Origin of the sequence: Nitrosomonas halophila, from assembly GCF_900107165.1 — a bacterium.
Taxonomy (GTDB): domain Bacteria; phylum Pseudomonadota; class Gammaproteobacteria; order Burkholderiales; family Nitrosomonadaceae; genus Nitrosomonas; species Nitrosomonas halophila.
The window spans coordinates 1-26,058 of sequence record NZ_FNOY01000042.1 but is presented as its reverse complement, the minus strand read 5'-3'; the positions used below and the strand labels follow the sequence as shown (position 1 = coordinate 26,058).

At 52.6% G+C, this 26,058-nt stretch carries 30 protein-coding genes and 1 pseudogene; 12 read left to right on the top strand and 19 right to left on the bottom strand.

Going from position 1 to position 26,058, the window contains the following annotated elements:
* The 10 genes and pseudogenes from BLV85_RS09955 to BLV85_RS09910 all read right to left on the bottom strand — a co-directional run.
* Positions 1–473, bottom strand: a pseudogene (locus tag BLV85_RS09955) (ISL3 family transposase); the annotation flags it as partial.
* Positions 474–678: 205 nt separating this feature from the next.
* Positions 679–1,101, bottom strand: a complete 423-nt coding sequence (locus tag BLV85_RS09950; RefSeq protein ID WP_090414791.1) for a F0F1 ATP synthase subunit epsilon — start codon at positions 1,099–1,101, stop codon at positions 679–681.
* Between the two features lie 29 nt (positions 1,102–1,130).
* On the bottom strand, positions 1,131–2,510 hold the full coding sequence (atpD, locus tag BLV85_RS09945) for a F0F1 ATP synthase subunit beta (RefSeq protein ID WP_090414788.1): 1,380 nt from the start codon (positions 2,508–2,510) through the stop codon (positions 1,131–1,133).
* A gap of 30 nt (positions 2,511–2,540) precedes the next feature.
* Positions 2,541–3,425 carry a F0F1 ATP synthase subunit gamma gene (gene atpG, locus BLV85_RS09940; RefSeq protein WP_090414786.1) on the bottom strand — a complete coding sequence of 295 codons (885 nt, stop codon included), beginning with the start codon at positions 3,423–3,425 and terminating at the stop codon, positions 2,541–2,543.
* Positions 3,426–3,428: 3 nt separating this feature from the next.
* A complete protein-coding gene (gene atpA, locus BLV85_RS09935) occupies positions 3,429–4,970 on the bottom strand; it encodes a F0F1 ATP synthase subunit alpha (protein WP_090414785.1) in 1,542 nt (513 codons plus the stop codon).
* A gap of 11 nt (positions 4,971–4,981) precedes the next feature.
* The gene (locus tag BLV85_RS09930; protein ID WP_090414781.1) at positions 4,982–5,518 is read right to left on the bottom strand and encodes a F0F1 ATP synthase subunit delta; all 537 of its coding nucleotides are present in this window, start codon (positions 5,516–5,518) and stop codon (positions 4,982–4,984) included.
* Positions 5,519–5,992, bottom strand: coding sequence for a F0F1 ATP synthase subunit B (locus BLV85_RS09925; RefSeq protein ID WP_090414779.1), 474 nt, complete (start codon positions 5,990–5,992; stop codon positions 5,519–5,521). It lies immediately after the preceding gene.
* A 53-nt stretch (positions 5,993–6,045) separates the two neighbouring features.
* Positions 6,046–6,318: a F0F1 ATP synthase subunit C gene (gene atpE, locus BLV85_RS09920; RefSeq protein WP_090414777.1), complete on the bottom strand. Its 273-nt coding sequence runs from the start codon at positions 6,316–6,318 to the stop codon at positions 6,046–6,048.
* 51 nt (positions 6,319–6,369) lie between these two features.
* Positions 6,370–7,179: a F0F1 ATP synthase subunit A gene (gene atpB, locus BLV85_RS09915; RefSeq protein WP_090414776.1), complete on the bottom strand. Its 810-nt coding sequence runs from the start codon at positions 7,177–7,179 to the stop codon at positions 6,370–6,372.
* A 16-nt stretch (positions 7,180–7,195) separates the two neighbouring features.
* On the bottom strand, positions 7,196–7,591 hold the full coding sequence (locus BLV85_RS09910) for an ATP synthase subunit I (RefSeq protein ID WP_090414775.1): 396 nt from the start codon (positions 7,589–7,591) through the stop codon (positions 7,196–7,198).
* A 467-nt stretch (positions 7,592–8,058) separates the two neighbouring features.
* On the opposite strand from BLV85_RS09910, the gene rpsF reads away from it, so the two are divergent.
* The 5 genes from rpsF (at position 8,059) to dnaB (ending at position 11,312) form a co-directional block, all read left to right on the top strand.
* On the top strand, positions 8,059–8,502 hold the full coding sequence (rpsF, locus tag BLV85_RS09905) for a 30S ribosomal protein S6 (protein ID WP_090414802.1): 444 nt from the start codon (positions 8,059–8,061) through the stop codon (positions 8,500–8,502).
* On the top strand, positions 8,462–8,812 hold the full coding sequence (gene priB, locus BLV85_RS09900; protein ID WP_245725166.1) for a primosomal replication protein N: 351 nt from the start codon (positions 8,462–8,464) through the stop codon (positions 8,810–8,812). Before rpsF ends, priB begins: the two co-directional genes overlap by 41 nt.
* 42 nt (positions 8,813–8,854) lie before the next feature.
* Positions 8,855–9,133, top strand: coding sequence for a 30S ribosomal protein S18 (gene rpsR, locus BLV85_RS09895; RefSeq protein WP_090414773.1), 279 nt, complete (start codon positions 8,855–8,857; stop codon positions 9,131–9,133).
* Between the two features lie 18 nt (positions 9,134–9,151).
* Positions 9,152–9,607, top strand: coding sequence for a 50S ribosomal protein L9 (gene rplI, locus BLV85_RS09890; RefSeq protein ID WP_090414771.1), 456 nt, complete (start codon positions 9,152–9,154; stop codon positions 9,605–9,607).
* A gap of 316 nt (positions 9,608–9,923) precedes the next feature.
* On the top strand, positions 9,924–11,312 hold the full coding sequence (gene dnaB, locus BLV85_RS09885) for a replicative DNA helicase (RefSeq protein ID WP_090414797.1): 1,389 nt from the start codon (positions 9,924–9,926) through the stop codon (positions 11,310–11,312).
* Between the two features lie 49 nt (positions 11,313–11,361).
* Here the strand turns inward: dnaB and BLV85_RS09880 are convergent, their stop codons facing one another.
* The gene (locus BLV85_RS09880) at positions 11,362–12,867 is read right to left on the bottom strand and encodes a YifB family Mg chelatase-like AAA ATPase (protein ID WP_090414769.1); all 1,506 of its coding nucleotides are present in this window, start codon (positions 12,865–12,867) and stop codon (positions 11,362–11,364) included.
* 85 nt (positions 12,868–12,952) lie between these two features.
* Positions 12,953–13,234 (bottom strand): accessory factor UbiK family protein, encoded by a 282-nt coding sequence (locus BLV85_RS09875; protein WP_090414766.1) that lies wholly within the window; start codon positions 13,232–13,234, stop codon positions 12,953–12,955.
* A 174-nt stretch (positions 13,235–13,408) separates the two neighbouring features.
* Between BLV85_RS09875 and BLV85_RS09870 the strand changes: the two genes are divergently transcribed.
* From BLV85_RS09870 to BLV85_RS09860, 3 genes are read left to right on the top strand one after another with little or no spacing between them, the layout of a single operon-like run.
* Positions 13,409–14,407 (top strand): aminoglycoside phosphotransferase family protein, encoded by a 999-nt coding sequence (locus tag BLV85_RS09870; RefSeq protein ID WP_090414764.1) that lies wholly within the window; start codon positions 13,409–13,411, stop codon positions 14,405–14,407.
* Positions 14,408–14,436: 29 nt separating this feature from the next.
* Positions 14,437–15,189 carry an N-acetylmuramate alpha-1-phosphate uridylyltransferase MurU gene (gene murU, locus BLV85_RS09865; RefSeq protein ID WP_090414795.1) on the top strand — a complete coding sequence of 251 codons (753 nt, stop codon included), beginning with the start codon at positions 14,437–14,439 and terminating at the stop codon, positions 15,187–15,189.
* A 54-nt stretch (positions 15,190–15,243) separates the two neighbouring features.
* Positions 15,244–15,507 (top strand): Rho-binding antiterminator, encoded by a 264-nt coding sequence (locus BLV85_RS09860; protein ID WP_090414793.1) that lies wholly within the window; start codon positions 15,244–15,246, stop codon positions 15,505–15,507.
* Between the two features lie 88 nt (positions 15,508–15,595).
* On the opposite strand, the gene BLV85_RS09855 is transcribed toward BLV85_RS09860, so the two are convergent.
* Positions 15,596–16,321, bottom strand: a complete 726-nt coding sequence (locus tag BLV85_RS09855) for a glycosyltransferase (protein ID WP_090414762.1) — start codon at positions 16,319–16,321, stop codon at positions 15,596–15,598.
* Positions 16,322–16,483: 162 nt separating this feature from the next.
* The gene (locus BLV85_RS09850; RefSeq protein ID WP_090414760.1) at positions 16,484–17,092 is read right to left on the bottom strand and encodes a c-type cytochrome; all 609 of its coding nucleotides are present in this window, start codon (positions 17,090–17,092) and stop codon (positions 16,484–16,486) included.
* Between the two features lie 218 nt (positions 17,093–17,310).
* Between BLV85_RS09850 and BLV85_RS09845 the strand changes: the two genes are divergently transcribed.
* Positions 17,311–17,772, top strand: a complete 462-nt coding sequence (locus BLV85_RS09845) for an NUDIX hydrolase (protein WP_090414758.1) — start codon at positions 17,311–17,313, stop codon at positions 17,770–17,772.
* 48 nt (positions 17,773–17,820) lie between these two features.
* Here the strand turns inward: BLV85_RS09845 and tal are convergent, their stop codons facing one another.
* The gene (gene tal / locus BLV85_RS09840) at positions 17,821–18,894 is read right to left on the bottom strand and encodes a transaldolase (protein ID WP_090414756.1); all 1,074 of its coding nucleotides are present in this window, start codon (positions 18,892–18,894) and stop codon (positions 17,821–17,823) included.
* A gap of 707 nt (positions 18,895–19,601) precedes the next feature.
* On the opposite strand from tal, the gene BLV85_RS09830 reads away from it, so the two are divergent.
* On the top strand, positions 19,602–19,793 hold the full coding sequence (locus BLV85_RS09830; protein ID WP_090414753.1) for a hypothetical protein: 192 nt from the start codon (positions 19,602–19,604) through the stop codon (positions 19,791–19,793).
* A gap of 184 nt (positions 19,794–19,977) precedes the next feature.
* Here the strand turns inward: BLV85_RS09830 and BLV85_RS09825 are convergent, their stop codons facing one another.
* The 4 genes from BLV85_RS09825 to BLV85_RS09810 all read right to left on the bottom strand — a co-directional run bounded on the left by BLV85_RS09825 (position 19,978) and on the right by BLV85_RS09810 (position 23,925).
* Positions 19,978–20,295 carry an HPF/RaiA family ribosome-associated protein gene (locus tag BLV85_RS09825; protein WP_218132808.1) on the bottom strand — a complete coding sequence of 106 codons (318 nt, stop codon included), beginning with the start codon at positions 20,293–20,295 and terminating at the stop codon, positions 19,978–19,980.
* A 119-nt stretch (positions 20,296–20,414) separates the two neighbouring features.
* Positions 20,415–21,827 (bottom strand): glucose-6-phosphate dehydrogenase, encoded by a 1,413-nt coding sequence (zwf, locus tag BLV85_RS09820; RefSeq protein ID WP_090414749.1) that lies wholly within the window; start codon positions 21,825–21,827, stop codon positions 20,415–20,417.
* Complete coding sequence (gene gnd / locus BLV85_RS09815) at positions 21,820–22,845, bottom strand: phosphogluconate dehydrogenase (NAD(+)-dependent, decarboxylating) (RefSeq protein WP_090414747.1); 1,026 nt, start codon at positions 22,843–22,845, stop codon at positions 21,820–21,822. Before gnd ends, zwf begins: the two co-directional genes overlap by 8 nt.
* Before the next feature lie 111 nt (positions 22,846–22,956).
* Entirely contained in the window at positions 22,957–23,925 is a 969-nt protein-coding gene (locus BLV85_RS09810) for a calcium/sodium antiporter (RefSeq protein WP_090414744.1), read from the bottom strand.
* 165 nt (positions 23,926–24,090) lie between these two features.
* Between BLV85_RS09810 and BLV85_RS09805 the strand changes: the two genes are divergently transcribed.
* The gene (locus BLV85_RS09805) at positions 24,091–25,293 is read left to right on the top strand and encodes a helix-turn-helix transcriptional regulator (protein WP_090414742.1); all 1,203 of its coding nucleotides are present in this window, start codon (positions 24,091–24,093) and stop codon (positions 25,291–25,293) included.
* A gap of 195 nt (positions 25,294–25,488) precedes the next feature.
* Entirely contained in the window at positions 25,489–25,995 is a 507-nt protein-coding gene (locus BLV85_RS09800) for a hypothetical protein (protein WP_090414740.1), read from the top strand.
* The last annotated feature ends 63 nt before the right edge of the window (positions 25,996–26,058 follow it).

The window sequence follows — 26,058 nt, the reverse complement described above, 5'->3', positions numbered from 1 at the left end:
ATGGCGCGTACACCGCTAAGGTCCCGGTGCTCACGTCCCCACTGCACAGCCATCTCCGCCGAGCGAAAGACACTCTCCCAAGAGGTGCGGAACACCTCGGCGGTCTCTTTCCAACTCAAACGCTTCGCCCAACCGGCCAGGAACCAACCCATGGCTTGTGTCAGAGGCCGTTTGCCCAGCGCACACGGCATTGATTCGACCCGCACCCCGCATTTGGGGCAATCAACCCGGCGCGGGGCATACACCAGATAGGTCTTGATACCCCACAGCGGAACAAACTCAAAACGCCTTTGCCCAAGACGGTCGTACCCAGCCCTTGGCATACCACAGACCGAGCATACCGCACGGCTGTTACGCCTCTCCACCACCTCGATCTCCAGATGGGGAGTTTCTTTGCTGCCGCCCCAGCGAACGCCAGCATAGACAAATGACTTGAACTTCTGCAGACGGTTTAGGATAGTCTGGATCTGCATCCCGCTCTCTCCTGTGAAGTTGTTTGTGTCGCAACTTCATCTTCTCAGAGATTGGGCGGGGTGCTCCACTATCACCGGCCATGGTCTTACAAAAGGCGCTTTCGGTTACCCACAAATTCTGCCGAGGAGCCTAATTTATGAAGCAGGCAAAAAAAAAGGGCGAAATCATCGCCCTTTTTTGTCTGCTGAAATTGCGTGTTAACGCTTAATGGCCCCGCTTTCTAAGTTGCTGAATAGCAGCAAGCTGTGCCGTCGCTTCAATCAATTCTGCCTGTGCACGCGCATACTCAATCTCGGAGAGTTTATTCTTCATGGCTTCTTCTGCTCTTTGTTTCGCCTCCAAAGCCTTGGCTTCGTCCAGATCTTTACCACGAACCGCAGTATCTGCCAAAATTGTCACGACATCGGGCTGAACCTCAAGCATACCACCCGACACATAGACCTCCTCATTATCCTTCAGAGGCGCCTTAACACGAACCATTCCAGACTTGATACGCGTCAGCATAGGCGTATGTTGCGGGTAAATCCCAACTTCCCCCATTAGCGCAGGTGCGACTATGAACTCGGCTGGTCCGGAATAAATCGACTCTTCCGCGCTAACTATATCCAGATGAAAAACAGTACCCATTAATTACCACCTATACTCTAAGAACTTTCTTATTGAATCTTTTTAGCTTTTTCCAATACTTCCTCAATACCGCCCACCATATAGAAGGCCTGTTCTGGGATATCATCATACTCACCATTCACAATGCCTTTGAAGCTTTTAATGGTTTCTTTCAATGATACATATTTCCCAGGCGAACCGGTGAAGACCTCAGCGACGAAGAACGGCTGAGAAAGGAACCGCTGGATTTTACGTGCGCGACTGACAGCCAATTTGTCTTCAGGCGAAAGCTCGTCCATTCCCAAAATGGCGATGATGTCGCGCAATTCCTTGTAGCGTTGCAATGTTTGCTGCACTTCTCGTGCCGTGTTGTAGTGATCTTCACCTACGATCAGCGGATCGAGTTGGCGTGAGGTTGAATCCAAGGGATCTACCGCTGGATAGATACCGAGCGAGGCAATGTCACGAGACAAAACAACGGTTGCATCCAAGTGTCCGAAAGTCGTGGCAGGAGAAGGGTCGGTCAAGTCATCTGCAGGGACATAAACGGCTTGAATGGAAGTAATCGAGCCGGTTTTGGACGAAGTAATGCGTTCCTGCAGGCGTCCCATTTCTTCCGCCAGGGTAGGTTGATAACCCACAGCAGACGGCATACGGCCAAGCAATGCGGAAACCTCGGTTCCCGCCAGAGTATAACGATAGATATTATCCACAAAGAACAACACATCCCGGCCTTCATCCCGGAAAGCTTCTGCCATGGTCAATCCAGTCAGTGCCACGCGCAGTCGATTACCCGGAGGCTCGTTCATCTGACCATAAACCAGTGCAACCTTATCCAATACATTGGAGTCCTTCATCTCGTGATAAAAGTCATTACCTTCACGAGTGCGCTCACCCACACCAGCAAACACAGAGTAGCCGCTATGTTCAATTGCAATATTACGGATCAGCTCCATCATGTTAACGGTCTTGCCGACACCTGCACCGCCAAACAGTCCGATCTTCCCGCCCTTGGCAAAAGGGCAGATCAAGTCGATAACCTTGATCCCGGTCTCTAATAATTCCGTAGAGGCAGAAAGCTCATCAAACGCAGGGGCAGCGCGGTGAATAGGCATGACGGACTCTGCACCAATATCGCCCATCTCATCAATGGGCCTACCCAAAACATCCATAATGCGACCGAGTGTTTTGGTACCGACTGGAACAGATATCTGTTTTTCCGTATTGGTAACCATCATACCGCGACGCAACCCATCGGAAGATCCAAGCGCAATCGTTCTAACGATACCATCACCCAGTTGTTGCTGGACCTCCAACGTTAACTCAGATCCCTCCATCACCAGCGCATCATAAACCTTTGGTATCGCTTCCCGGGCAAATTCAACATCGATAACCGCACCAATGCACTGAACGATCTTTCCTTGGCTCATTATTGTTCCCTAATACAAATTAAATAATATTTAAACAGCTGCAGCGCCACCGACAATCTCTGACAGCTCTTTCGTAATCGCTGCCTGGCGCGTCTTGTTATAAATAAGCGTCAACTCATCAATGAGATTACCAGCATTATCGGAAGCGGCTTTCATCGCCACCATCCGTGCGGATTGCTCGGATGCCATGTTCTCTGCGACTGCCTGATAGACCAGCGCTTCGATATACCGGACCATAATGTCGTCAATAACGGGCTTGGCTTCTGGCTCGTAAATATAATCCCACGGTGAACGGAGAACTTTGGACTCAACGCCATCGCCCTTGATCAACTTATCGGTTAACGGCAAAAGCTGCTCCATGACAGGCTCTTGCTTCATTGTATTCACAAAGCGATTGTAAAAGATGTATACCCGGTCTAAACGATTTTCCGTATATGCATCCAGAACAACCTTGACCGCACCTATCAGTTTTTCCATGTTAGGCGCATCCCCCAAACCAGTAATCTGAGAAATGACGCTCACTCCGGCGCGACCCATAAACCCAAGCCCCTTGTTTCCGATACAGCAGGCCTCTATTTGCTTACCGTTATTCTGCCAGCCACGGGCTTCGTTCAACACCCTGCGCAAGACATTGGTATTCAATCCTCCGCACAACCCCTTGTCGGACGTAACCACAATCACCCCGACTCTGTTAACAGTCTCGCGATTAGCCAAAAAGGGATGGCGATACTCGACGCTGGCCTTACTCATATGCGCAGCCACGTTCCGGATTTTTTCACCGTATGGACGTGCTTTCTTCATACGGTCTTGAGCTTTACGCATTTTGGATGCAGCAACCATCTCCATCGCGCGTGTGATCTTCTGCGTATTTTTTACGCTTTTGATCTTGTTCCGTATATCTCTGCTGCTAGCCATGGGTTAATAGCTTCCGTTTTGCTTGAATTCCTGAATAGCGGCCTCGAGTGCCTGCTCGGTCTCGCCATCGAGCTCCTTGGTTGTCTCGATTTTATCCATAACCGGCTGGTAATGGCTGCGCATATGGCTTTTCAGCGCGGACTCAAAAGCGAGTGCGCGCTTGATATCCACATCATCAAAATAACCCTTGTTCAATGCGAACAATGTCAGCGCCATTTCGGAGACTTTCAGCGTGGCATACTGCGCCTGCTTCATCAATTCAGTTGCCATTTTTCCACGCTCGAGCTGCTTACGTGTTGCTTCGTCAAGATCCGAAGCAAACTGTGCAAATGCTGCCAGCTCGCGGAACTGAGCCAGAGCCAAGCGAATGCCGCCACCTAGTTTCTTGATGACTTTGGTTTGCGCTGCACCCCCTACCCGTGATACCGATATCCCGGCATTGATAGCTGGCCGTATGCCTGCATTGAATAAATCGGTCTCAAGGAAAATCTGTCCGTCCGTGATGGAAATCACATTGGTGGGGACAAATGCCGTCACGTCACCAGCCTGTGTTTCAATAATCGGCAATGCCGTTAGGGATCCGGTTTTGCCCTTTACTTCCCCTTTGGTCGCTTTCTCTACATAATCTGCATTGACCCTTGCCGCACGTTCAAGCAAACGGGAATGCAGATAGAAAACATCGCCCGGGTAAGCTTCACGGCCAGGAGGACGGCGCAGCAGCAAAGAAATCTGCCGGTACGCCCACGCTTGTTTGGTCAAGTCATCGTATACGATTAGTGCGTCTTCTCCTTTATCGCGGAAGTATTCGCCCATTGTGCAGCCAGAATAGGGTGCGATGAACTGCATGGCAGCCGATTCAGAAGCTGTAGCCGCGACGACGATGGTGTATGCCATCGCACCGACTTCCTCGAGTTTACGCACCACATTGGCAATAGAAGACGCCTTCTGACCAATGGCAACGTAAATACAAATCATGTTCTCATCTTTCTGATTAATGATTGCATCAATTGCCACAGCTGTCTTACCAGTTTGTCTATCGCCAATGATCAATTCCCGCTGACCACGGCCAACTGGCACCATTGCGTCGATCGACTTCAGTCCTGTTTGTACCGGCTGATCGACTGATTTACGCCATATCACACCCGGCGCAATTTTCTCGATCGGCTCTACCTTTTTGGTATCGATAGGACCCTTGCCATCAATGGGCTGCCCCAAGGCATTGACCACTCTGCCCAACAGCGCCTCGCCTACCGGTACTTCCAGAATACGACCGGTACACTTTACGACATCCCCTTCCTTCAAATGCTCGTATGCACCCAGAATAACTGCGCCCACCGAATCACGCTCCAGATTCAGTGCCAAGCCGTATGTGCCGCCAGGAAATTCCAGCATCTCGCCCTGCATCACATCTGACAACCCATGGATTCGGACAATACCATCTGTCAGCGAGACAATCGTACCCTGCGTACGAAATTCCGAAGTAACAGAGAGCCCTTCAATTCTACTTTTGATTAATTCACTTATTTCTGATGGATTTAACTGCATTTTAATAACTCCTAGCTTTTGAGGGCAGCTGCCATTGCTTCTAGCCTTCCGTACACTGAGCTGTCTATTATCTGATCGCCGATTTCAATTCTAACCCCACCGATAAGCTCAGCGTTTACACCAACTTGCGCATTGACCTTTCGTTGAAACTTTTTCTCGAGCACCGAAACCAGTTTATTCAGCTGATCTTCATCGAGAGGAAAAGCCGATGTGATTTTAGCCTGGAGCACACTCTCATGTTGCGCCTTAAGCTGACCATAAAGCTCCTTCAGCTGAGGCAGCACACCCAGCCGATCATTTTCGATCAGCAGATCTACCAAGTGCTTGCCTTCACGACTAAGCCTTCCGCCGCACACAGCAAGAATAATTTCGCGCAGCTTTCCTGATGGCACTTGAGGATTGCCGATCAATGCCTTAATTTGTTTTTCGGATGCCACAGCGGTGAGCAGCTCCAGCATTTCCAACCAGGAAGATAAAGCGCCTTTAGCCCTAGCGAGCTTAAAAACCGCTTCTGCGTAGGGTCTAGCAATTGTTATCGCTTCAGCCATTTACTTTAACTCTGCCTCTATTGATGAAAGCAAATCAGCATGCACCTTCGGGTTCACTTCGCGACGAAGAATTTTCGTGGCACCCTGAACGGCCAGGCTTGCTACTTGCTGACGCAGCGCCTCGCGCGCGCCAAAAACCTCATGCTGAATTTCCGCTTTCGCACCCGCCAAAATTTTGTCGCCCTCGACCCTGGCATTTGCTTTGGCTTCTTCAACGATGTCGGCAGCCCTTTTTTCCGCCTGGATGACTATCTCGCTTGCCCGCTGCTTTGCCTCTTTGAGCACCTCCAAAGAACGCTGACTAGCAAGCTCCAGTTCTTTCTTACCACGTTCACCAGCCGCCAGCCCATCGGCTATCTGCTTTTGACGTTCTTCAATCGCACGCAACAAATGCGGCCATACAAACTTGATGGTAAACCAGATAAAAACGGAAAAGGCTATCGCTTGCGAGACCAGTGTGAAATTTATATTCATAACAGCCCTTTATACGTCTTCTAGAATATATTCAGTAGTATTTGCACTTATATTTACTGAATCACTGCCAACAACGGATTACCAAATGCGAACAACATTGCAAGCCCGACTGCAATAATGAACGAAGCGTCGGTCAAACCCAGCAGCAAGAAAACTTTACCTTGCAGAGTAGGAATCATTTCTGGCTGGCGCGCAGCACCTTCCAGAAAACGGCTACACATGATGCCCACGCCGATACATGCACCTGCCGCACCCAATCCAATCATCAACCCAATACCGATCCCGGTGTAGGCCTGTACCATTGCTAAAAATTGAACATTATCCATAATTGCCTTCCTTTAATTAAAATCAAATTAATAACAAAAGCTTCTTCTTAATTAATGCGACTCGTGCGCCATGGACAAGTAGACCACAGTCAACATCATGAATATAAACGCTTGCAATGTAACGATCAGTATATGAAAGATTGCCCAACCCAGCCCAAGCACAGCGCCAAAGACAGTCCCGGCGACGCCCGTTGCCGCCCACATACCGAGCAACAGAAAAATAATCTCGCCTGCGTAGATATTTCCGAACAACCGCAGGGAATGTGACAACGGCTTGGAAATATATTCAATCAAGTTGAATAGCAAATTGAGAGGCCACAACAGCGGATTCTTGCCAAATGGACTGCAAAACAATTCCGCGATCCATCCGCCCATCCCCTTAACCTGGATCCCGAAGTAAATCGTCAAGAGCCAGATTGACAATGCCAGCGCAAATGTCGTGTTCACGTCAGTGGTCGGCACACTGCGCCAATTATGCAATCCAAATATATTCGTATAGATCCACGCCATAATGTCAATTGGCAACAGATCCATGGTGTTCAACATCAACACCCAGACAAATATAGTCAGCGCAGCTGGCGCCACAAATTTGTGCCTGTTTCCATGAAAAGAATTCTTTACCTGCCCATCAACGAATTCGATCAATATCTCAACGAAGGCCTGCTTTTTGGATGGCACGCCCGTCGTGGCTTTTCTTACAACCATCCACATGAAGCCAAGGCTGAGCACGCCCAATATCAGCGACATCACCAAGGTATCGACATGAAGCACCCAGAATGGACTGTCCCCCAAACTGACGGTCATATTGGTCAGGTGATGTTGGATATATGAAGTTGGTGTTAATTCTGCATCAGATGCCATTTTCCTTACCTATTTGCTATTTCTGCACCTTTTTATCGCCCTCGGGTGTTTCTGGCACAAATATCGCCAGACTAGATATAATTACCGCCACAATGAATGAGCCAATAAAAATGATTGGCACCACATCTTCGTAGACAGCAAAAACACCCCAGAGCGCCACAATAATTACTATTATCTTCACCGCTTCCGCTCGCAACGCCGTGCGCAGCGTACCGCTCGCTGAATATCCACGATGCCTTGATATGACCACTGCATAGGCCGCCATAGAAAAGACACTGACAAACGCCCCCAGAAATCCCGAGGCGGCGCCATGTGCACCCATCCATAAACCGCATCCAATCGACACGAGCACTGCGTAGATAATCTGCCAGCGTATAACCGCTCCGAGCGGTTTATTGCTAATAAATGACATTTTTTGCGGGCGTGTGGAAATTCCCTTAGGGAACCTCTCCAAAAAGTGCGGGGATTTTAACTTGATCAGGCACCATAGTCAATGAATGCTTTTGAACAACGCCCAGCCGAAATTGCAAGCCCAATCAAACGCTATTCACTCCCAGCCACCCACATGCGGCCCATACTGGCTTGCCAGTCATACCGCCCGCTGCCCAGTCATTTTTCTCGCCTCAATGCCCACCTGACATCTTGGTATTTATTTTGATTCATTGCATTAGATTCAAGCTAAGTTCGCAATGTCTTTGATATTTTACCTTCAAGTCAGTAGAATACTCTCCGGCATGCCGGTACAGCAGCCGGTACAGCATGCATGCCCGGCGAATAGCCTTGCCACGGCAAGTACCTGAATCAGGCAATTTGCCAAGTTTTTATTATACCTTGCCTCACTTCCCGTCCAAGGAAGGAGGCTATACCCACAAGGACACCATGAGACACTACGAAATAGTTTTTATCGTTCATCCCGATCAAAGTGAGCAAGTACCCGCCATGATCGAGCGTTACACCAGCGCAATCACTGCCAGATCAGGAAAAATCCATCGTCTGGAAGATTGGGGTCGACGCCAGCTTGCCTATCTCATCCAGAAACTGCACAAAGCGCACTATGTTTTGATGAACATCGAATGTGATCAGGAAACACTTGAGGAACTCGAACATAGCTTCAAATTCAATGATGCGGTTTTGCGCCATCTGGTTGTACGTATGAATGGTCCTGTTACCTCTCCTTCTCCCCTGGCGCAGGAAGGCGGCAGCAAGTCAACGTATTCCGCTGCAGAGGGTCAATCTGACAACCCATCAGCCTCCAAAGCTTCTGGCGCGTCTTCCGGAGACAATGCCGCCATTGCTTCCGAGCAAGCTCAATCCGCATCCTAGAGCGGGGTCCAGACTGGACTGCAATCAGGTCATTATCTGTGGAACAATTGTCAGGCTGACCACACCACGTTACACACCTGCTGGCATCATGATTACCGAGCTCAAGCTCAGTCACGAGTCCACGCAAGTAGAAGCTGGAAGCCCGCGTCGGGTGACATGCGAATTGACAGCAATAGCGATGGCAGATCTGGCCGAGCAAGTTCTTTCCATGGGCATTGATCGTCATGTCAGGCTCACGGGCTTTCTTGCCAGGAAGAACCGCATGAACGACCAGCTGATTTTGCATATATGCGAAGCGGCACTTGTCTGAAAAACAGCAAACCATTTATACAAATAGCTTAACGGAGATAACATGAGATTCTCGAGAAACAAAGATGCAAAGAGCAGGTTAAAGGACAGAATTGCAAATCGTCCCTTGTTCAAACGTAAAAAATTCTGCCGTTTCACTGCTGAAGGCATTACCACCATCGACTACAAAAACACTGAGCTGCTTAAAGACTTCATCAGTGATAATGGAAAAATCATACCGGCCCGGATCACCGGCACCAAGGCAAACTACCAGCGTCAGCTGGGGCTTGCTATCGAACGCGCACGCTTCCTGGCGCTGTTACCATATACCGACCGCCACTAAGAACTTGGGAGAACTGCTATGCAAGTAATATTGATGGAAAAAATAGCCAAACTGGGTACTTTGGGCAGCATTGTCAATGTCAAGCGGGGATATGCTCGCAACTATCTCATTCCCCAAGGAAAAGCCAAATGGGCGACCGCCAGTGCTATCGCCGAGTTTGAATCCAAGCGCGCAGAACTGGAAAAAAAACAATCAGAAGTTTTGGCAGCGGCAGAAGCACTGGCAGCCAAGCTTGATGGACTGCTGATTCAAATTACCCAAAAAGCCGGTGTCGATGGCAAGCTTTTTGGGTCGGTAACCAATGCCAATATTGCCGAAGAGCTGCACAATCAAGGTTTCTCAATCGAAAAATCGATGATACGCATGCCGGAGGGGCAACTGAAACAGATAGGTGACTACACCGCGACCATTGCACTTCACAGCGATGTCTCGGCGCACATCACGGTATCGGTGCTGGGTGAAGCCATCGCTTGACATCCCCTCATCGAGAAAAAAGGGCTGGCAACAGTCCTTTTTTTGTTTCTGCATCAGATGAACCATTCAGATCATACCCGACTGGATGGAACTGGCACACTTGCCTTCCAGCCGCATAGCGGAGCAACAACGCCTTGTTCCGAAGTCTTTGGATTTAAACACTGCGTAACCTGCTCGCAACCGCAGCACCCATCACAGGCACACCCAATTAAGATATTACTTGTTTGTTAACAATATGTTAACTATATGGAATAGCGATCTGACGCGAATTCCAGGATAATAGGCTTCCTTGTTTTTTGCGAAGCTGTCGATGTCTATGAACCAATTAACCGCCAATTCCTCACACGACATTTCCCGGGATACCTACAAGCTCCCCCCTCATTCGCTCGAAGCAGAGCAATCTGTTCTGGGCGGCCTGATGCTGGACAACCATGCTTGGGATAAGGTGGCGGATATTATTACCGATCTTGATTTTTATCGACAAGACCACCAGCTTATTTACCAGCATATTTGCCGCCTCATCGAGCAGAACAAGCCTGCAGATGTCATCACTGTCGCAGAGTCACTTGAAAACACCGCCAAACTGAATCATGTCGGCGGGCTGGCCTATATCGGCGCCATTGCCCAAAATACCCCTTCGGCTGCCAATATTCGCCGCTACGCAGAAATCGTGCGTGAACGCTCGATCATGCGCAAGCTGGCCCAAATCAGTGCACAAATTACCGACTCGACCTACAATCCAGCAGGACGATCCGCCGAAGACCTCCTGGACGAAGCAGAGAGCAGAATATTCGAAATCGCCGAGCAGAGCGCACAGGGCAAGCAGGGATTTGTGGACATACAACCACTTCTGAAGCAAGTCGTGGAACGCATCGAGATGCTCTACAACCGGGACAATACTGACGACATCACCGGCATTGCATCAGGCTTTCACGATCTGGATCAGAAAACCTCTGGATTCCAGGCGGGCGATCTCATCATTGTTGCGGGCAGGCCCTCAATGGGAAAAACCACCTTCGCACTCAACATCGGTGAGCATGTCGCACTGGAGGTTAACAAGCCCGTTGCTGTATTCAGCATGGAAATGAGCGGAACACAATTAGCCATGCGCATGCTGGGTTCGATTGGGCGGCTGGACCAGCATAAGGTTCGCACCGGCCGCTTGGAGGATGAAGACTGGCCCAGGCTCACTCATGCGCTCGGCAAGCTGAATGATGCGCCAATCTTTATTGATGAAACCGCAGCATTGAATTCACTGGAATTGCGTGCCCGCGCACGGCGCCTATACAGGCAGCATGGCGGACTGGGATTGATCATCATCGACTACCTGCAGTTGATGTCATCGGCCTCCCACAGTGAAAATCGCACTGCCGAGATTTCTGAGATTTCACGCTCACTGAAAGCACTGGCCAAAGAACTGCAAGTGCCCGTTATTGCCCTCTCGCAATTGAACCGCAGCCTTGAGCAACGCCCCAACAAACGTCCAGTCATGTCGGACCTGCGCGAATCAGGCGCCATCGAGCAGGATGCCGACGTCATTCTGTTCATTTACCGTGACGAAGTATACAATCCGGACACACCGGACAAGGGCATTGCCGAGATCATTATCGGCAAGCAGCGCAATGGCCCGATCGGCAAAGTGGATCTCACCTTTCTGGGCGAATTCACGCGGTTCGAAAATTGCACAAGGGTTGATTATTATTGATCTGACAAGACAATCGCGCAGGGCAGAATATAGCTCTCTCAGTCCACGATCAGTTGCGATCCATACGCCGATACTGGATAGCCTCGGCCACATGCGCACCCAGTATCGCTTCACTGCCTGACAGATCCGCAATGGTGCGCGCAAGTTTCAATATGCGATGAAAGGCGCGTGCGGAAATATTCAAGCGCGTCATTGCTTGTTCGAGCAAATTTGAGCCTTCTTTTGTCAGCGCACAGTAGGCTTCAATTTCCTGGACAGCCAGCTCTGCATTCGGCTTGTTTTGCCGGGCAAGCTGATGCTGCCGGGCCAGCTCCACGCGTGACCGGATCACATCACTGGCTTCACTGCGCTGTGGACGCAGCATGTCCTGTTGTGGCAAAGCAGGCACTTCGATCTGGATATCGATTCGGTCCAGCAATGGGCCCGATAGCTTTCCGCGGTAACGCACGATTTGATCCGGTGTACAGCGGCATTTTCCAGCGTAGTGGCCCAGATAACCACAAGGGCATGGATTCATCGCCGCTATCAATTGGAATTTTGCCGGAAAATCCGCTCGTTGCTTGGCACGGGAAATTGTAATATGCCCAGATTCGAGGGGTTCACGCAACACTTCCAGCACGCGCCGCTCGAATTCGGGCAATTCGTCCAGAAATAGGATGCCATGCATGGCCAGCGAAATCTCGCCCGGGCGCGGGATGCTGCCACCTCCTACCAATGCCACGGCCGATGCGGTGTGATGCGGCGCCCGAAAAGGACGCCGTTTCCAATTTGCCAGATCGAAGCGGCCACCGCCCAAAGATTGAATGGCGGCTGACTCCAGCGCTTCCTGCTCGGTCATGGAAGGGAGTATGCCCGGCATACGCTTGGCAAGCATGGATTTTCCGGTTCCGGGCGGACCGATCATGAGCAGGCTATGCCCGCCTGCAGCAGCAATCTCCAGTGCGCGCTTGGCTTGCGCCTGTCCCTTGACATCCCTCATATCGGGATAGCACACTTCATTTTCATTTGCTCCTGCCGGCGCCTCATCACATGAGTGCAGCGGCTGCTGACCAAGCAAATGCGCACAGATCTGCAGCAACGAGCTGACGGGATAGACGACAACGTCTTTGACCAAAGCGGCCTCACTGGCGTTCTGCTGTGGCAGAACGAAGCTGCGGCCCGTCAGGGAAGCGCCATAGGTCATGGCCAACGCACCCCGGATGGGCCGCAATTGGCCATTCAATGACAACTCCCCCGCCCACTCATACTGATTCAGTTGATCGGATGGAATTTGGCCGCTTGCTGCCAATATGCCCAATGCAATGGGCAAATCGAAGCGGCCACTCTCTTTCGGTAAATCAGCCGGCGCAAGATTCACGATAATTCGCTGGATCGGGAATTTAAAACGCGCATTCTGCAAAGCAGCGCGCACTCTATCCCTGCTCTCCCTGACCTCTGTTTCCGGAAGACCGACAATGGTGAAACTAGGGAGTCCATTGGACAAATGCACCTCCACGCTTACCAGTGGCGCATCCATGCCTGACAATGCCCGGCTATAAAGAATAGCCAGCGACATGAAGAATGAAAATCACGAACAAGTTCATTTGCTGCGATATGTGCGCCTGCCACATCACGCGCCTTGCATACCGCATCGGCACACTTTATTTGGGATCACCCACATCCACTAAATCACCACCGGATACCGGTTGCTGCAGTTGGTTCTCCAGCATCTGCACTTTTGCCTCCAGCTCTGTCAGCTTGATACGAGTTCGCTTGATCACTTCTTGCTGCACTTCGAACTCCTCGCGCGTCACCAGATCCAGCCTGGAAAATACACCTGACAACATGGTGCGCATATTCCTTTCGATATCTTTGGCAGGACTATGGGCCAGAATTTCATTGACCTTGCCGCCGATTTCATCCAGCACGTTTTTATTCAGCATTCGATTTCTCCATTAAATTTAAAAGTTAGACCCACTTCCGGGATAAAATCTCATATTTTCAAATATCAGGCAAACATTAATCGCGCCATCGATCAAGGGATCACGGCAGTGCTCTCCCATAAAAAGCGGCGCCCTACGCAAAAACTCAAGTTTTCATTCTAATATCTGACACCAATGGATCGTTTACAACTTCTGGAAAGCTGGCTACACGACATGTATCCCGGTCAGTCCTTTAGCTTGTCGCCTGCTTCCGCAGACGCAAGCTTCCGGCGTTATTTCCGGGTCACGTTTGACCAGCAGACGCTGATCGCCATGGATGCGCCGCCACCACTGGAAGATTGCGCACCGTTCTTGCACGCGGCCGAAATCCTTTCCCGGGCAGCGGTGCATGTGCCCCAGGTCTTGGCTCAAGATATCGAACACGGTTTTTTACTGCTTTCCGACCTCGGCGACACCACTTTCCTACAGGCATTGACCATCAATCCCGCCGTCGCCAACGAGCTCTATCTGGCAGCAATCGACGCTTTGATCAACATCCAAAAAGCCAGTCAGACAGGCCTGCTTCCCGAATACAGCCGGGCATTGCTGACCCAGGAATTAAACCTCTTTCCCGACTGGTATCTTGCAAAACACCTACAGTTCCGTCTCAATGACGACCAGAAGGCTGGCTTAGCCAGGGTTTTTGCCTTATTGCTGGACAATAACCTTGCCCAACCCCGTGTTTTTGTTCATCGTGACTTTCACAGCCGCAATCTGATGGTCTCGACACCCAATCCAGGCATTATCGACTTCCAGGACGCGGTCTCTGGCCCCATCACCTACGACCTGGTCTCCCTGCTCAAGGACGCCTATATTCAGTGGGACGAGGCGCAGGTACTGGACTGGGCAATCCGTTACTGGGAGCGCGCCCGTCAAGCGGAGCTGCCGGTAAGCAGCGATTTTTCCAGCTTTTACCGGGATTTCGAGTGGATGGGCGTGCAACGCCACCTCAAGGTGCTGGGTATTTTTGCACGCCTCTGTTATAGAGATCAGAAAAATGCCTATCTGCAAGACATGCCCGTGGTCATGCACTATCTGCGGCAAACCTGTGAACGTTACCGCGCGCTTCATCCATTGCTTGTGCTGCTGGACCAATGCCAGGACCATGCGCCCGCAGTCGGCTACACATTCTGACCAGCCCTATCGACATCATGTACCATGCCATGCTACTGGCGGCAGGACGCGGGGAGCGCATGCGGCCGCTTACCGACACCTGCCCCAAGCCCCTGCTGCGGGCCGGCGGCAAAATGCTGATCGAGTATCATCTGACGAGACTCGCGCAGGCCGGCTTCTCGACAGTCGTAATCAACCATGCCTACTTGGGCGAGCAGATAGAAGCGGCACTGGGCAACGGTGAACGTTATGATATCCAGATCCTTTATTCGGCTGAACAAGGCGTGCTGGAAACGGCAGGCGGAATTGCCAAGGCATTGCCATTATTGACAGATGGCAGCATGCACCGCCCCTTTGCAATCATCAGCGCCGACATATTCTGCCAAATGGAATTATCCGGATTACGCCCGATATTGCAGCGCATCCAGACAGAGGCGGAGCACACGCTTGCGCACTTGGTACTGATCGACAATCCCCCGCATCACCCAGAAGGTGACTTCTGCTGGAATGCCGAGCAGGGAGCATTGGCGCCAACAATCCGGACCGGCTGCCGGAAGCTCACTTTCAGTGGCATAGGGGTTTACCACCCGGCACTTTTCGAACATGTCGCGCCCGACCAGGCCGTCAAACTTGCACCCTTATTGCATGCAGCAATCGCTGCAGGTAAAGTCAGTGGCACATATTATTCAGGCACCTGGATGGATATTGGCACACCGGAACGCCTACATGCGCTTGATGCCTGGCTGCAGGCAAATCGGCTTGATATGCCGCGCTCGACATTCCCCGATGGCGAGAATAAATAACACACGACCAATTAAGCTAAAATTGACTATCACTCCAGAATGGGCAAAACATCCATGACGCACTCTCTCATTTCTTGCGAATTGCACGATTACATCGAAGTTGCCTGTATGTATGGTTACGAGGTCAGACTATGCCTGAAAGACGGCTCGGTCGTGACAGGCAGGGCAAAAGACATCCTGACCAATGCGGAAAAACAGGAATTTCTGTTGTTGGATACAGAGACTGGCACACAGCAAGTCGAGCTGATCCTGCTTGATAAAATGCAGGTGCTGACGCCTCACGCAAAATTCAGCGAAGTTATCTTTCGGAACCCCTGAAGCATGCGATGACGACATCGTTGCACGCCACGCTTGGGGATACCTGGCGATGCGCACAACAGCGCTCACCAGCTTCGCGCTATCTGGGCTAGCGCCTGCCGTCATACCACATCGACAAGCGCTCTTTGCTCTGCAATGTCCGGAACGGATGCAGTATCAAGCGCAAAAACTGGCCGGCAATTTCCCACGAACTATAAAGCTGCACTTTTCTGGATGATGTCTCAAGCGGATGATCGGTCAGGATGGTAAAACCCAGTTTGCGTGCGCGCCCCCATTTCTTGAGCTTCTGGCTTAGATCCACTTCTTCCGCCGCATAGAGCGCCTGATTGAATCCACCCACTTCCCGGAATACTGCGGCATCACATGCAATCAGCGCACCTGCCGCCCAGCTGAATTTTACCGACAAGGCCGTCCAGATTCGCAACAACACCACCATCCACCAAGGCAAGTTGGGCATATGGAGCGTACTGCCCGCCCCGACATGCTTACCTTGTTCGATCAAACTGAAAATCTCACCGACCAGCCCCGCATTCAACAAGCAATCCGCATCCAGAAATATAAACCAATCCCCTGCTGCAGCCGCCGCACCAGCTGCTCTGGCGCGCGCAATCTGATTGACCGGTTCAAACACAACCCGGGCACCGGCCTGCTTAGCCAGGCGGGCCGTGTCATCGGTCGAATTATTGTCCACCACAATCACTTCATGACTATAGCCATAAGATTGGTTCGCAGCCATGGCATCGGCGACGGATTGGAGACATTGTCCAATCAAGCGTTCTTCATTGAAGGCGGGAATAATGATCGAAACATGCATAGGATAACACCCTGATTTTAATAATTATGAGAGCGCATTATTATGACGGTTTGTAACCCGCTGCGCTCGGAGAAAATAGCGCTTTCACTGGATGCGATGTGCAGGCAATGACGCAAAACATAATTCCAAAGCTTGCAGAACAAAGTTTCTCACAAGGGCACTTTACGGAGATGAGCGCTTGATTGCAGAAGCATTTACTCGAAAATTTTGCTGTATTGTCTTGACATAAAAAGTCAACGCCGCCAGCTTTCTCGAATTCCATATCAGCGGCTCGGCAGCCATGGAAATTATCATACAAAGCTGAATCATTTCGTCCAGATGGATCCGGTTCAAGCCGGCAGACTCCTTGGCCATGGCCACAAAATGCGGATAGGGCTGCGCGAATCCTGGCGCAAACCTATTGCCCTCCTCATGACAATGGCTACACGACAATCCATTGGTACTCAGCCGGACATCCTTGTAGAGTGCCTCACCGTATGCTGACAAATCCAATTGATTGCCCTGATAGGGACGATAAGTGGCCGGCCTGGTAATCTTTAGAGGATCGATCTTCTCAATAGTGCTGGCATTGGCCCGAGCGACAGGTTCCACTTGATCTACTTTTTTAACGGCAAGAGGACTCTGGAGAAAATCGGGATCGGCTTGCATGCGTGGCGCTGGTGGACGATGGGGCGCAGGGCTACAGCCTGTCATGCCTCCGCCCAGAGCAGCGACGAGCACCCCTCCCGAGATCAAGGCACCAGCAACCTTTTTCAAACTGGACGAAATCATGATCTTTTCTCTCCCGTTTCATTATAGAATCTAGTAGGCTATCCGAGAATAGCCGGATCTACTGCGGACGAGCTTGGCTGAGCCCTCGCTACAATCGCTATTCTCGGACAGTCCCCTAGCATCACTGCATCCGCACATTGCGCTGATGCTGAGGGCTTACCGTTGCAAGCCTTTATATTACCCCTGAACTATATCAACCTTATCGCCCGTCTCGCATTATGATCTGGAAACCCAACGTCACGGTTGCTGCCGTTATCGAACAAAATGGCCAATATTTATTGGTAGAAGAAACACCGAATGGGGTTGATATCAAACTCAATCAGCCGGCTGGTCATTTAGAACCAGGAGAATCTATCCTGCATGCGTGCAGCCGCGAGGTACTGGAAGAAACAGGCCACACATTCCTGCCTGAGGCATTGACAGGCATTTATCACTGGCACGCACCACATAATGACACAACTTATCTGCGCTTCACTTTTTCCGGCCGGATAACGAATTTTGACCCAGAACGAGAACTAGATACCGGCATTATCCGGGCAACTTGGTTCAGCCTCGAGGAAATCCGCGCCAAACAGGCATCTCATCGCAGCCCAATGGTCATGCAATGCATCGAAGATTATCTTACCGGAAGAAGCTATGCGCTGGATATTCTTACGCACTATGGGCTCGTTAATAAATAACTTGAGCATAAGTTATTTATTAACGAGCCCTATGATTAGATAGATCCTTTACAGTCCAGCACTTTTCGAAGCAATCCGGTCCAGCAGATTATGCCAGGAGTTAGCAAATGACTGAGCGCCTTCATGCTGCAGGACTGCAGCAAGCTGTTCGACATCCACCCCAGCCTGGGCAAACTCTGCGAGGACATTCTCAGCATCGCCCCCGTCAGCCGGCAATTTAGCCGCCACTTTTCCATGCGCAGCGAAAGCGAGCAATGTCTTTTCAGGAACGGTATTGATGGTATCCGGCGCCACGAGCGCATCGATATAAAGCGTTTCAGGGGCATCCGGGTCTTTGGTGCCGGTGCTGGCCCAGAGCACGCGCTGCGGGCATGCGCCCGCGCTGACAAGCGCCAGCCAGCGTGGCGTAGCCAGCAATTCGCGATAAGCCTGATAGATCTGCTTGGCAACTGCGATGCCGAGTTGATTGCGCAGCGCCGCCGACACTTTATCTTTGACCGCGACATCCCAACGGCTAATAAAAACCGAAGCGACCGAAGCGACCTTTGGATCCAGCCCGGCAGCAAGCCGTCTTTCGATGCCACGCAGATAGGCTTCAGCAGCAGCCAGATAATGCGCTGTCGAGAACAGCAACGTAACGTTGACCGGTACCCCGGCAAAGATCGCTTCTTCGATTGCCGGAATACCCGCGCGCGTACCCGGAATCTTGATAAACAAATTCGGCCGTTGCGCGTGCGCATACAGCCTCTTTGCGGCCGCAATGGTGGCAGCCGTATCATTCACCAGCAGCGGAGAAACTTCCAGCGACACCCAGCCATCCTTTCCGCCACTGGCATCGTGAGTTGGCCGAAAAAGATCGGCAGCCTCAGTCACGTCCTCCAATGCCAATTCCAGGAACAGCGCCTCACCCGATTGACCGGCGGCAGTTTTCTGCCGGATCGCCGCATCGTAATAATCACCCTCACCGATCGCTTTATCGAAAATTGTGGGGTTGGATGTCAGCCCCGTCACAGCCAGCTCGCCAATGTAACGACTCAATGTACCGCTCACCAACAGCTCGCGCGTAATGTTATCGAGCCAAAGGCGCTGACCGAGGTCATGCAATTGCTGTGTCGATTTCATGAAGCCTCCATTTAGTTGAGAGAGCTATCATGGATAACACCACGAAGGTTCCACGTCAACCGGATACCGCCACAATGAACAAATCCGTCAGAGCATCAGTGCAAACAATTCAGTCTTCGGGCAGAAACAGCCAATATCTGCCTGACGGCAGGCGCTATGCCTGCTGGTGACTTCGCGACCGCCCTTGCCATACCGCCATTTTTTTGGCCGGAATCATTTCATTCCCGGAAACAGCCTTGTCCTTTTTAATGCCCAAGGGTGCGAACGTAGCAGCAGGCTGCTTGGCCCATCGAGTGATGACTATTTTTTCCTCAGGCATCCCATCCTCCCAGAGTTTATCCGTTGCATGCGTATCGGGGGCGCCGACAGCGCGGCAATTCCTTGAAACGCAATCACTCTGCCGCATCACAGCTGCCCCATTCCTGCTCGGACAGCCTCCTAGCAAACTGCCGCCCTTTGACCTTTTCGGTTGCAATGCTAGCGGTTTGATACCGCTTGTCTGTTCGCTAGCACACCCAATGCAAAAAAAGTAGGGCATGCTTTCAAACCATTTTCGGCAACGGAAATCGCATTGCGCAATCACAATGCACATCAACCGACTGGTTATTGGATTATGATGGTTATTCTGCTGGTCCATTGCGGGAAGCAGGATAAAATGATTCACTCCTTTATATATTTTTATGCATGCATTTTGATTGGAGGCTGCCATGCAAACAAAAATTTCACGCTATCTGACAATTCTGATTGTGGTTCCCGTGCTATCCGGCTGCTGGATGCTCGCAGCCGGTGGCGGCGGTGCTTATGGCGGCTACAAAGCCAAAGAAGAAGGTTACGAACTGCGCAGCCCGGTTACGAAAGAAGAGGAAAAAGATCAGCGCGATAGCCAAGAACAGCAATAAGGCATACATGGACATGCGGGTCCGGTTACCTTGATCGATGGGCTATCCATCAAGGCAACCGCCGCAGCCGCAGCTGGACCCATCAGCACATGTGAAATTCACAAGCACCAAACCAGGCATCAGCCACCAGCCTCGCTGCGCCCCCTGCCTGCTGCTGAAAATCGCATAGAGGCATATTTTCGCATCAATGCTTGCCCAGCTTTCCCAGTGCGCTATCAAGAGATGCTTTCATCTTCTTGGCGGCACCACCAACCGCCTCACTCACGGTGCCAGCCAGATGGGTGACTGCTACCGGCTGTCTGCCCTCCAACCGGGCTTCCATCAAACAGCGCTTGTCAGGCTTGCCGCCCTTATGGCTGTTCTCGTCACTGAAATGCACTTCCACGCGGGTAATCTGATCCCGGAAATGGCGCAGATTGCTTTCCACCGCCGCTTCAATCTGCCCAACCAGTTCCTCGTTGCTTGCAATATTTTTATCGGTATTCACCTGAATTATCATCATGCTTTCCTTTCAGTGGTTAAATTTTAATAGTCACTCAAATCAATAATAATCACTTGCGGTGCGGCTGCGCCAGTCAAGTAACAACCATCAGTTGATCCTACCTTTGCCCTGTCACGGCGTCATCTGCCATGGCTCTCCCGCGCCGGATCAAGCCAGCAGCCATTCTCGACGATGAGTGCATCGGCTTCTTTGGGTCCCCAACTGCCAGGTTCGTAGCGATGAACCGGCTGATGCATCACCAATACAGGATCCACAACCGCCCAGGCAGCCTCGACCGCGTCCTTGTGCGTGAACAGTGCGCTGTCACCCCTCAGCGCATCGCCCAGCAATCGTTCATAGGGCGCCTCCTTGCCTAGCCATTCCTCACACAAGTAGAGCTCCCGCTGATCGCCCACGAACTCCTTCCCGGCCCGCTTGACGCGCGCAGCCAGCGCAATGGCGGAATTGGGTGAAAGTCGGAAGCGTATATAATTACCCACGCAGTCCGCTGCGACCGAATCCGAGAATAATCTTTGCGGCGGAGGCTTGAGCTGGACCAGCACCTCGGTTACCGTTTCAGCCAGGCATTTTCCGGAACGCAAATACCATGGCACGCCCCCCCACCGCCACGAGTCGATAAAAAGCCGCAATGCACAGTAAGTCTCGACATCGGAATGCTTCGCCACGCCGGGTTCATCACGATAACCGGCATATTGGCCGCGCACGACATCGTCCGGTCCGAGTGGACGCATGGCCCGGAAAACCTTGCTGCCTTCGTCATGCACGGCCTCATAGCCCCGATAGGCAGGCGGCTCCATCGCAAGCAGCGCGACGATCTGAAACAGATGGTTCTGAATCACGTCGCGCAGACAGCCAGTCGCCTCATAGAACCCGCCACGTCCCTCCACACCGAAATTCTCGGCCAGGGTAATCTGAACGCTCGCGATGCAATTGCGGTTCCAGATCGGTTCCAGAAAGGCATTGGCGAAACGGAAATAGAGGATATTCATGATCGCTTCTTTTCCGAGAAAATGGTCGATGCGAAAGATCGACGTTTCCGGAAAAGCTGACGCCGCGATGCGGTTCAATTCCCGGGCGGAGGCCAGATCGCGCCCGAATGGCTTTTCAACCATGATATGCGCCCGCCCGGTCAGACCGGTTGCATTCAGCCCCTGAATGACTGTGCCAAACAGCGCAGGCGGGATCGCCAGATAGTGGGTCGGACAGCGCGCCTCCCCCAAAGCCTTTTTCAGCGCCTTGAAGGTATTCCGGTCATTATAGTCGCCACTTACGTAATCAAGCCGCGCAAGCAGATGGTCAAGTGCCCGCTGGTCATCGATGCCGCTGGATTGCTGGATGCTGTCTATTGCCCGCTGGTGCAATTGCTCAAGCCGCCAGGAAGAGGCCGCAACGCCGATCACCGGCAGATCGAGGCTACCCCGTTTCGCCAATGCATAAAGTGCCGGGAAGATCTTCTTGTACGCCAGATCCCCGGTCACGCCGAACAACACCAGCGCATCGGACTGCCCGGTATGCGCCTGCTTCTCAGTCATCTTCACTCTCCCGCTGCTCGCCATGCCCACCAAACTGCTTGCGCATGGCCGACAGCAGCCGGTCGGCGTAATCCGCCTCGCCCTGGGATTCAAACCGCCCATACAGCGCCGCACTGATCACCGGCACCGGCACACTCACATCGATTGCCGCCGCAATCGTCCAGCGCCCCTCGCCCGAATCGGACACGCGCCCGATATAGTTCTCCAACTGAGGATTATCGAGCAACGCACTAGCCGTCAGATCCAATAGCCATGAACCGATGACGCTCCCGCGCCGCCAGACTTCCGCGATCTCGGACAAATCGAAATCATACTGATAATACTCCGGGTTGCGCATCGGTGCAGTCTCGGCATCAGCCGCTCGCGACCGTTTACCCGCGTTGGCACTTTGCAGAATATTCATGCCCTCGGCATAGGCCGCCATCAGGCCGTACTCGATGCCATTGTGTATCATCTTGACGAAGTGTCCGGCCCCCTGCGGCCCGCAATGCAGGAAACCCTGTTCGGCCGTACCTCTGCCAGGCGGACGGCCTGGCGTACGCGGTGCGGCCGAGACACCGGGCGCAAGCGTGGCAAAAATCGGAGTGAGCGACTCGACCACTGTTTTTTCACCACCGATCATCAGACAATAACCACGCTCGAGACCGGCGACACCGCCGCTGGTCCCGACATCCACATAATGGATGCCACGCGGCTGCAAGGCCGCACCACGCCGAACATCATCGCGATAATGGCTGTTGCCGCCATCGATCACGATATCACCGGCATCGAGCAACTCGGTCAACTTCGCCAGCGCCTGATCGACGACCGCAGCCGGCAGCATCAGCCAGATGACCCGCGGCGCCGCCAGACGGGAAACGAAATCCTCCAGCGAATCCGATCCAGTCGCACCCTGCCGCGCGAGCTCCGCAACCGCCGCTGGCTGCATATCATAGACCACACAGGTGTGCCCCCCTCTCATGAGGCGTTGCACCATGTTGGCCCCCATCCGTCCCAATCCGATCATACCCAGCTGCATTCTCAGGCCTCCTTTCCCAGGAAAAATCCAAAACCGGAAAACACCGATTGAACCCACCGTGTTTCCCCCTTGGCCCCAGCTTAATACCAGAGTCGATACCAGACAAGCCTATCAGCTGATGACGCCGCTCGCCAGAAAGGCAACATAACCCACATAACAGGATAACAAAATTCCGCCCTCAAGCCGGTTGATGCGGCCAGACCGGCCAAACCCATAGCCGATCACAAACAGCGAGAGGGTCAGCACAGCCATCACCATCATATCCCGGCAAAAAACCTCCGGGCCGATCTCCAGCGGGTGAATCACGCCAGCCAGCCCCACCACAGCCAGCGTATTGAACAGGTTGGAACCGATCACATTGCCGATTGCGATATCATGCGCGCCTTTGCGCGCCGCCATGATCGATGCGGCCAGCTCCGGCAGCGAAGTGCCCAAGGACACAATCGTCAGCCCGATGATCAAGTCGCTCACACCCATGCCCTGGGCGATTTCGACCGCACCCCACACCAGCATGCGTGAACTCACGATCAGCAGCACCAGACCGACAATCAGCCACAGCATCGCCCGAGTCAGCGGCATCGGGCGGCTTGCCAGTGCTTGCTCGATTTCATCCCCCAGTCTGTCGGCCTTCGTACGCAAGCCCTGCCAAATCGCCCAGCCCATGAGGCTGGCGAACACGGCCAACAGCACCGCCGCATCCAAACGGGAAATATGGCCGTCCCATATCTGCCAGGCAGCCAGTGCGGTCGCGCCGGCAAGCAGCGGCAGCTCCTGGCGCAAAATTCGCGAGTGGACATGAATCGGACTGATCAGCGCGACCACACCCAGAATCAATGCGATATTCACGATATTCGAACCGTAGGCATTGCCCAGCGCCATGCCGGGACTGCCTTGCATTGCCGCCAGCATGGAAACGACCAGTTCCGGCGCCGAAGTCCCGAAGCCAACAACCACCATGCCGATCAGCAGCGGCGGCATGCCGGAGTGATGGGCCACGGCCGAGGCCCCCTCGATGAAGCGGTCCGCGCTCCAGACCAGCATCGCCAATCCCGCCAGCACAGCAATAAAGGCTAATTCCATCCCACCATCACTCCGCAAGATTCCAGATACATCGCTCGCCGCTTGAAATCATCTTGATTCTCACCTATCCTGCAAGGAAAAAGGATTGTAACCCCGCCTTGGGCCGGGATTGGATACAACTATTGTTACTTGGTTTCGTGCCGCCAATCAGCAACGGGAGGCTGCATGCCAGAAAACGCCACTCAGCGCAGAAACCAGATCGTGATCTTCTCGGCAGACAGTCACGCCGCCAGCCAACTCGCCCAGCAATTCAACACAAAAGGCTACCGCACTTTTATCCAGTCGTCCCTCACCGAATCCGCCCAGTGGCGCATCGAGCACCTGGCATTGATTGTGCTGTTGAATTGCAAGGAGGCGTGCGCATCCTTCCAGCATTACCTGGCGCAGATAAAACATGCCAGTTCAAACGTGCCCATTGTTTGCATGGATGACACCATGCCGCCGCCCGAGCCTTTTACGGTCGATGCGCTGGCAGACAGTGTCCATTTCTGCCCCAATCCACCTAAACTGGATCCCGAGACAAGCAGGCAACAGCCCGGTCATGAGCGGCGCCGGCATGAACGGCGCCTGGCCGACCGGCGGCATGCTTCCCGTACACCCAGCCACAGCCAGCTGCACCGGCTGCCATCACAGCATCCGCCCGCCTCACCCCTGCCCGCCCTGCCCGCCCTGCCCGCCCTGCCCCTGGCAGCCAAGCATGCGCCCATCCGCTTGTTGATCATTTCAAAATCCCGGCGCTTGTTCGAAGCCTTTCAGGCCAGCTGCCAGCATGATCCCGCTGAGCGGATCATCATTGAATGGCTGGCCGATCCCGCGCCTGCATCCGATCCGCCCGCCCAGCCGCCACCCGGCCTGATCCTGCTGGATACCATCACCCCCGCACACAGGATGATCAGCCTGCTGCAGACCGTTCGCCACCACTACCCGACCGTCAGGATTATCCTATTAGACCCCTCCCCGATCCCGAATCTCGTCCACCACATTGTCGAATTCAAGATCTGCGGCCTGCTCCCGCGCGAGGCCAGCCCCGAGCTTTATCGAAAAGCGTTGCGCGTTGTGCGCAATGGCGAGCTCTGGCTGCCCCATCCCGTCATCAGCCAGATATTTGCGCTTTTTTCCGAGGAATACCAGCGTGCCCACCAGGCAACAGCGCATGCCCCCAGGCTCACAACGCGCGAACAGGCCATTGCCGCCCTGGTGGCACAAGGATGGACCAACAAGGAAATCGCCAAGCAGCTTGATCTTAGTCCAGAAACAATCAAAAAACATCTGAAAAATATTTTTGCCAAACTCGGCACGCAGACGCGCAGCGAGCTGACAGCCAGATATATCGGCATGCTGGGCAACGTGATCCAACGCCTACCATAGGCACTGCCCGCCATTCCCATTTGCGCACAGCACCATCGAACGATAATCAGCAGCCAATCCTCATCCCCTCTCTGTCCGCCCTGCCAGTATTCCCCAAATGGGGAATAGCTACCTGTCATCATATTACGCAGACTTGATGCAGATTTCCTACACTTGGAAATTGCAGAAACGATCAACATTTGCATGGAGAGGAAAATGAAAAACATGAAACAGATCAAAATAGGATTGTTTGTCCTGGCGCTGATACTGAGTGGCGGCGCGGTGGCTGTTGTACCGCAAGATCAGAGTGCTGTTGCAAGCACACCGATTTCTACAACACAAGATGTTACGCCCTATATCATCCCACCAGCAGATGGGAATGATCGGGGTGGCAATCGTAGTTGTGCTGATGTCGGCAAAGCTTATTTCGGCAATCCGCTCTACTATCAATGCCGGACCGACAAAAAAGATTACCCTTTCGCTAACAACCCAGAGGTGTTTGAGCCAGCCGCTGGCCTTCCAGATGAATGCGCAAACAGTATCAGTGTCACCACCATTGATAATACTTTTGTTAACTGGAATTCGACAGCCCCAGTCGGGGCCGCAATTATCAAGGGCGGTCCTGCAGCCAATACGTATGTCTACGAACCGCAAGTGACACACGATACTGGGCTCGCTTCACCGCCTGTATCTAGTACCCAAAGCTTGAAATATATCGGATAATTTGCCATTTTTTTGATTGAACAAGCAAAAATTGCATGGCCCGCCCTTTATTCCCACTGACGC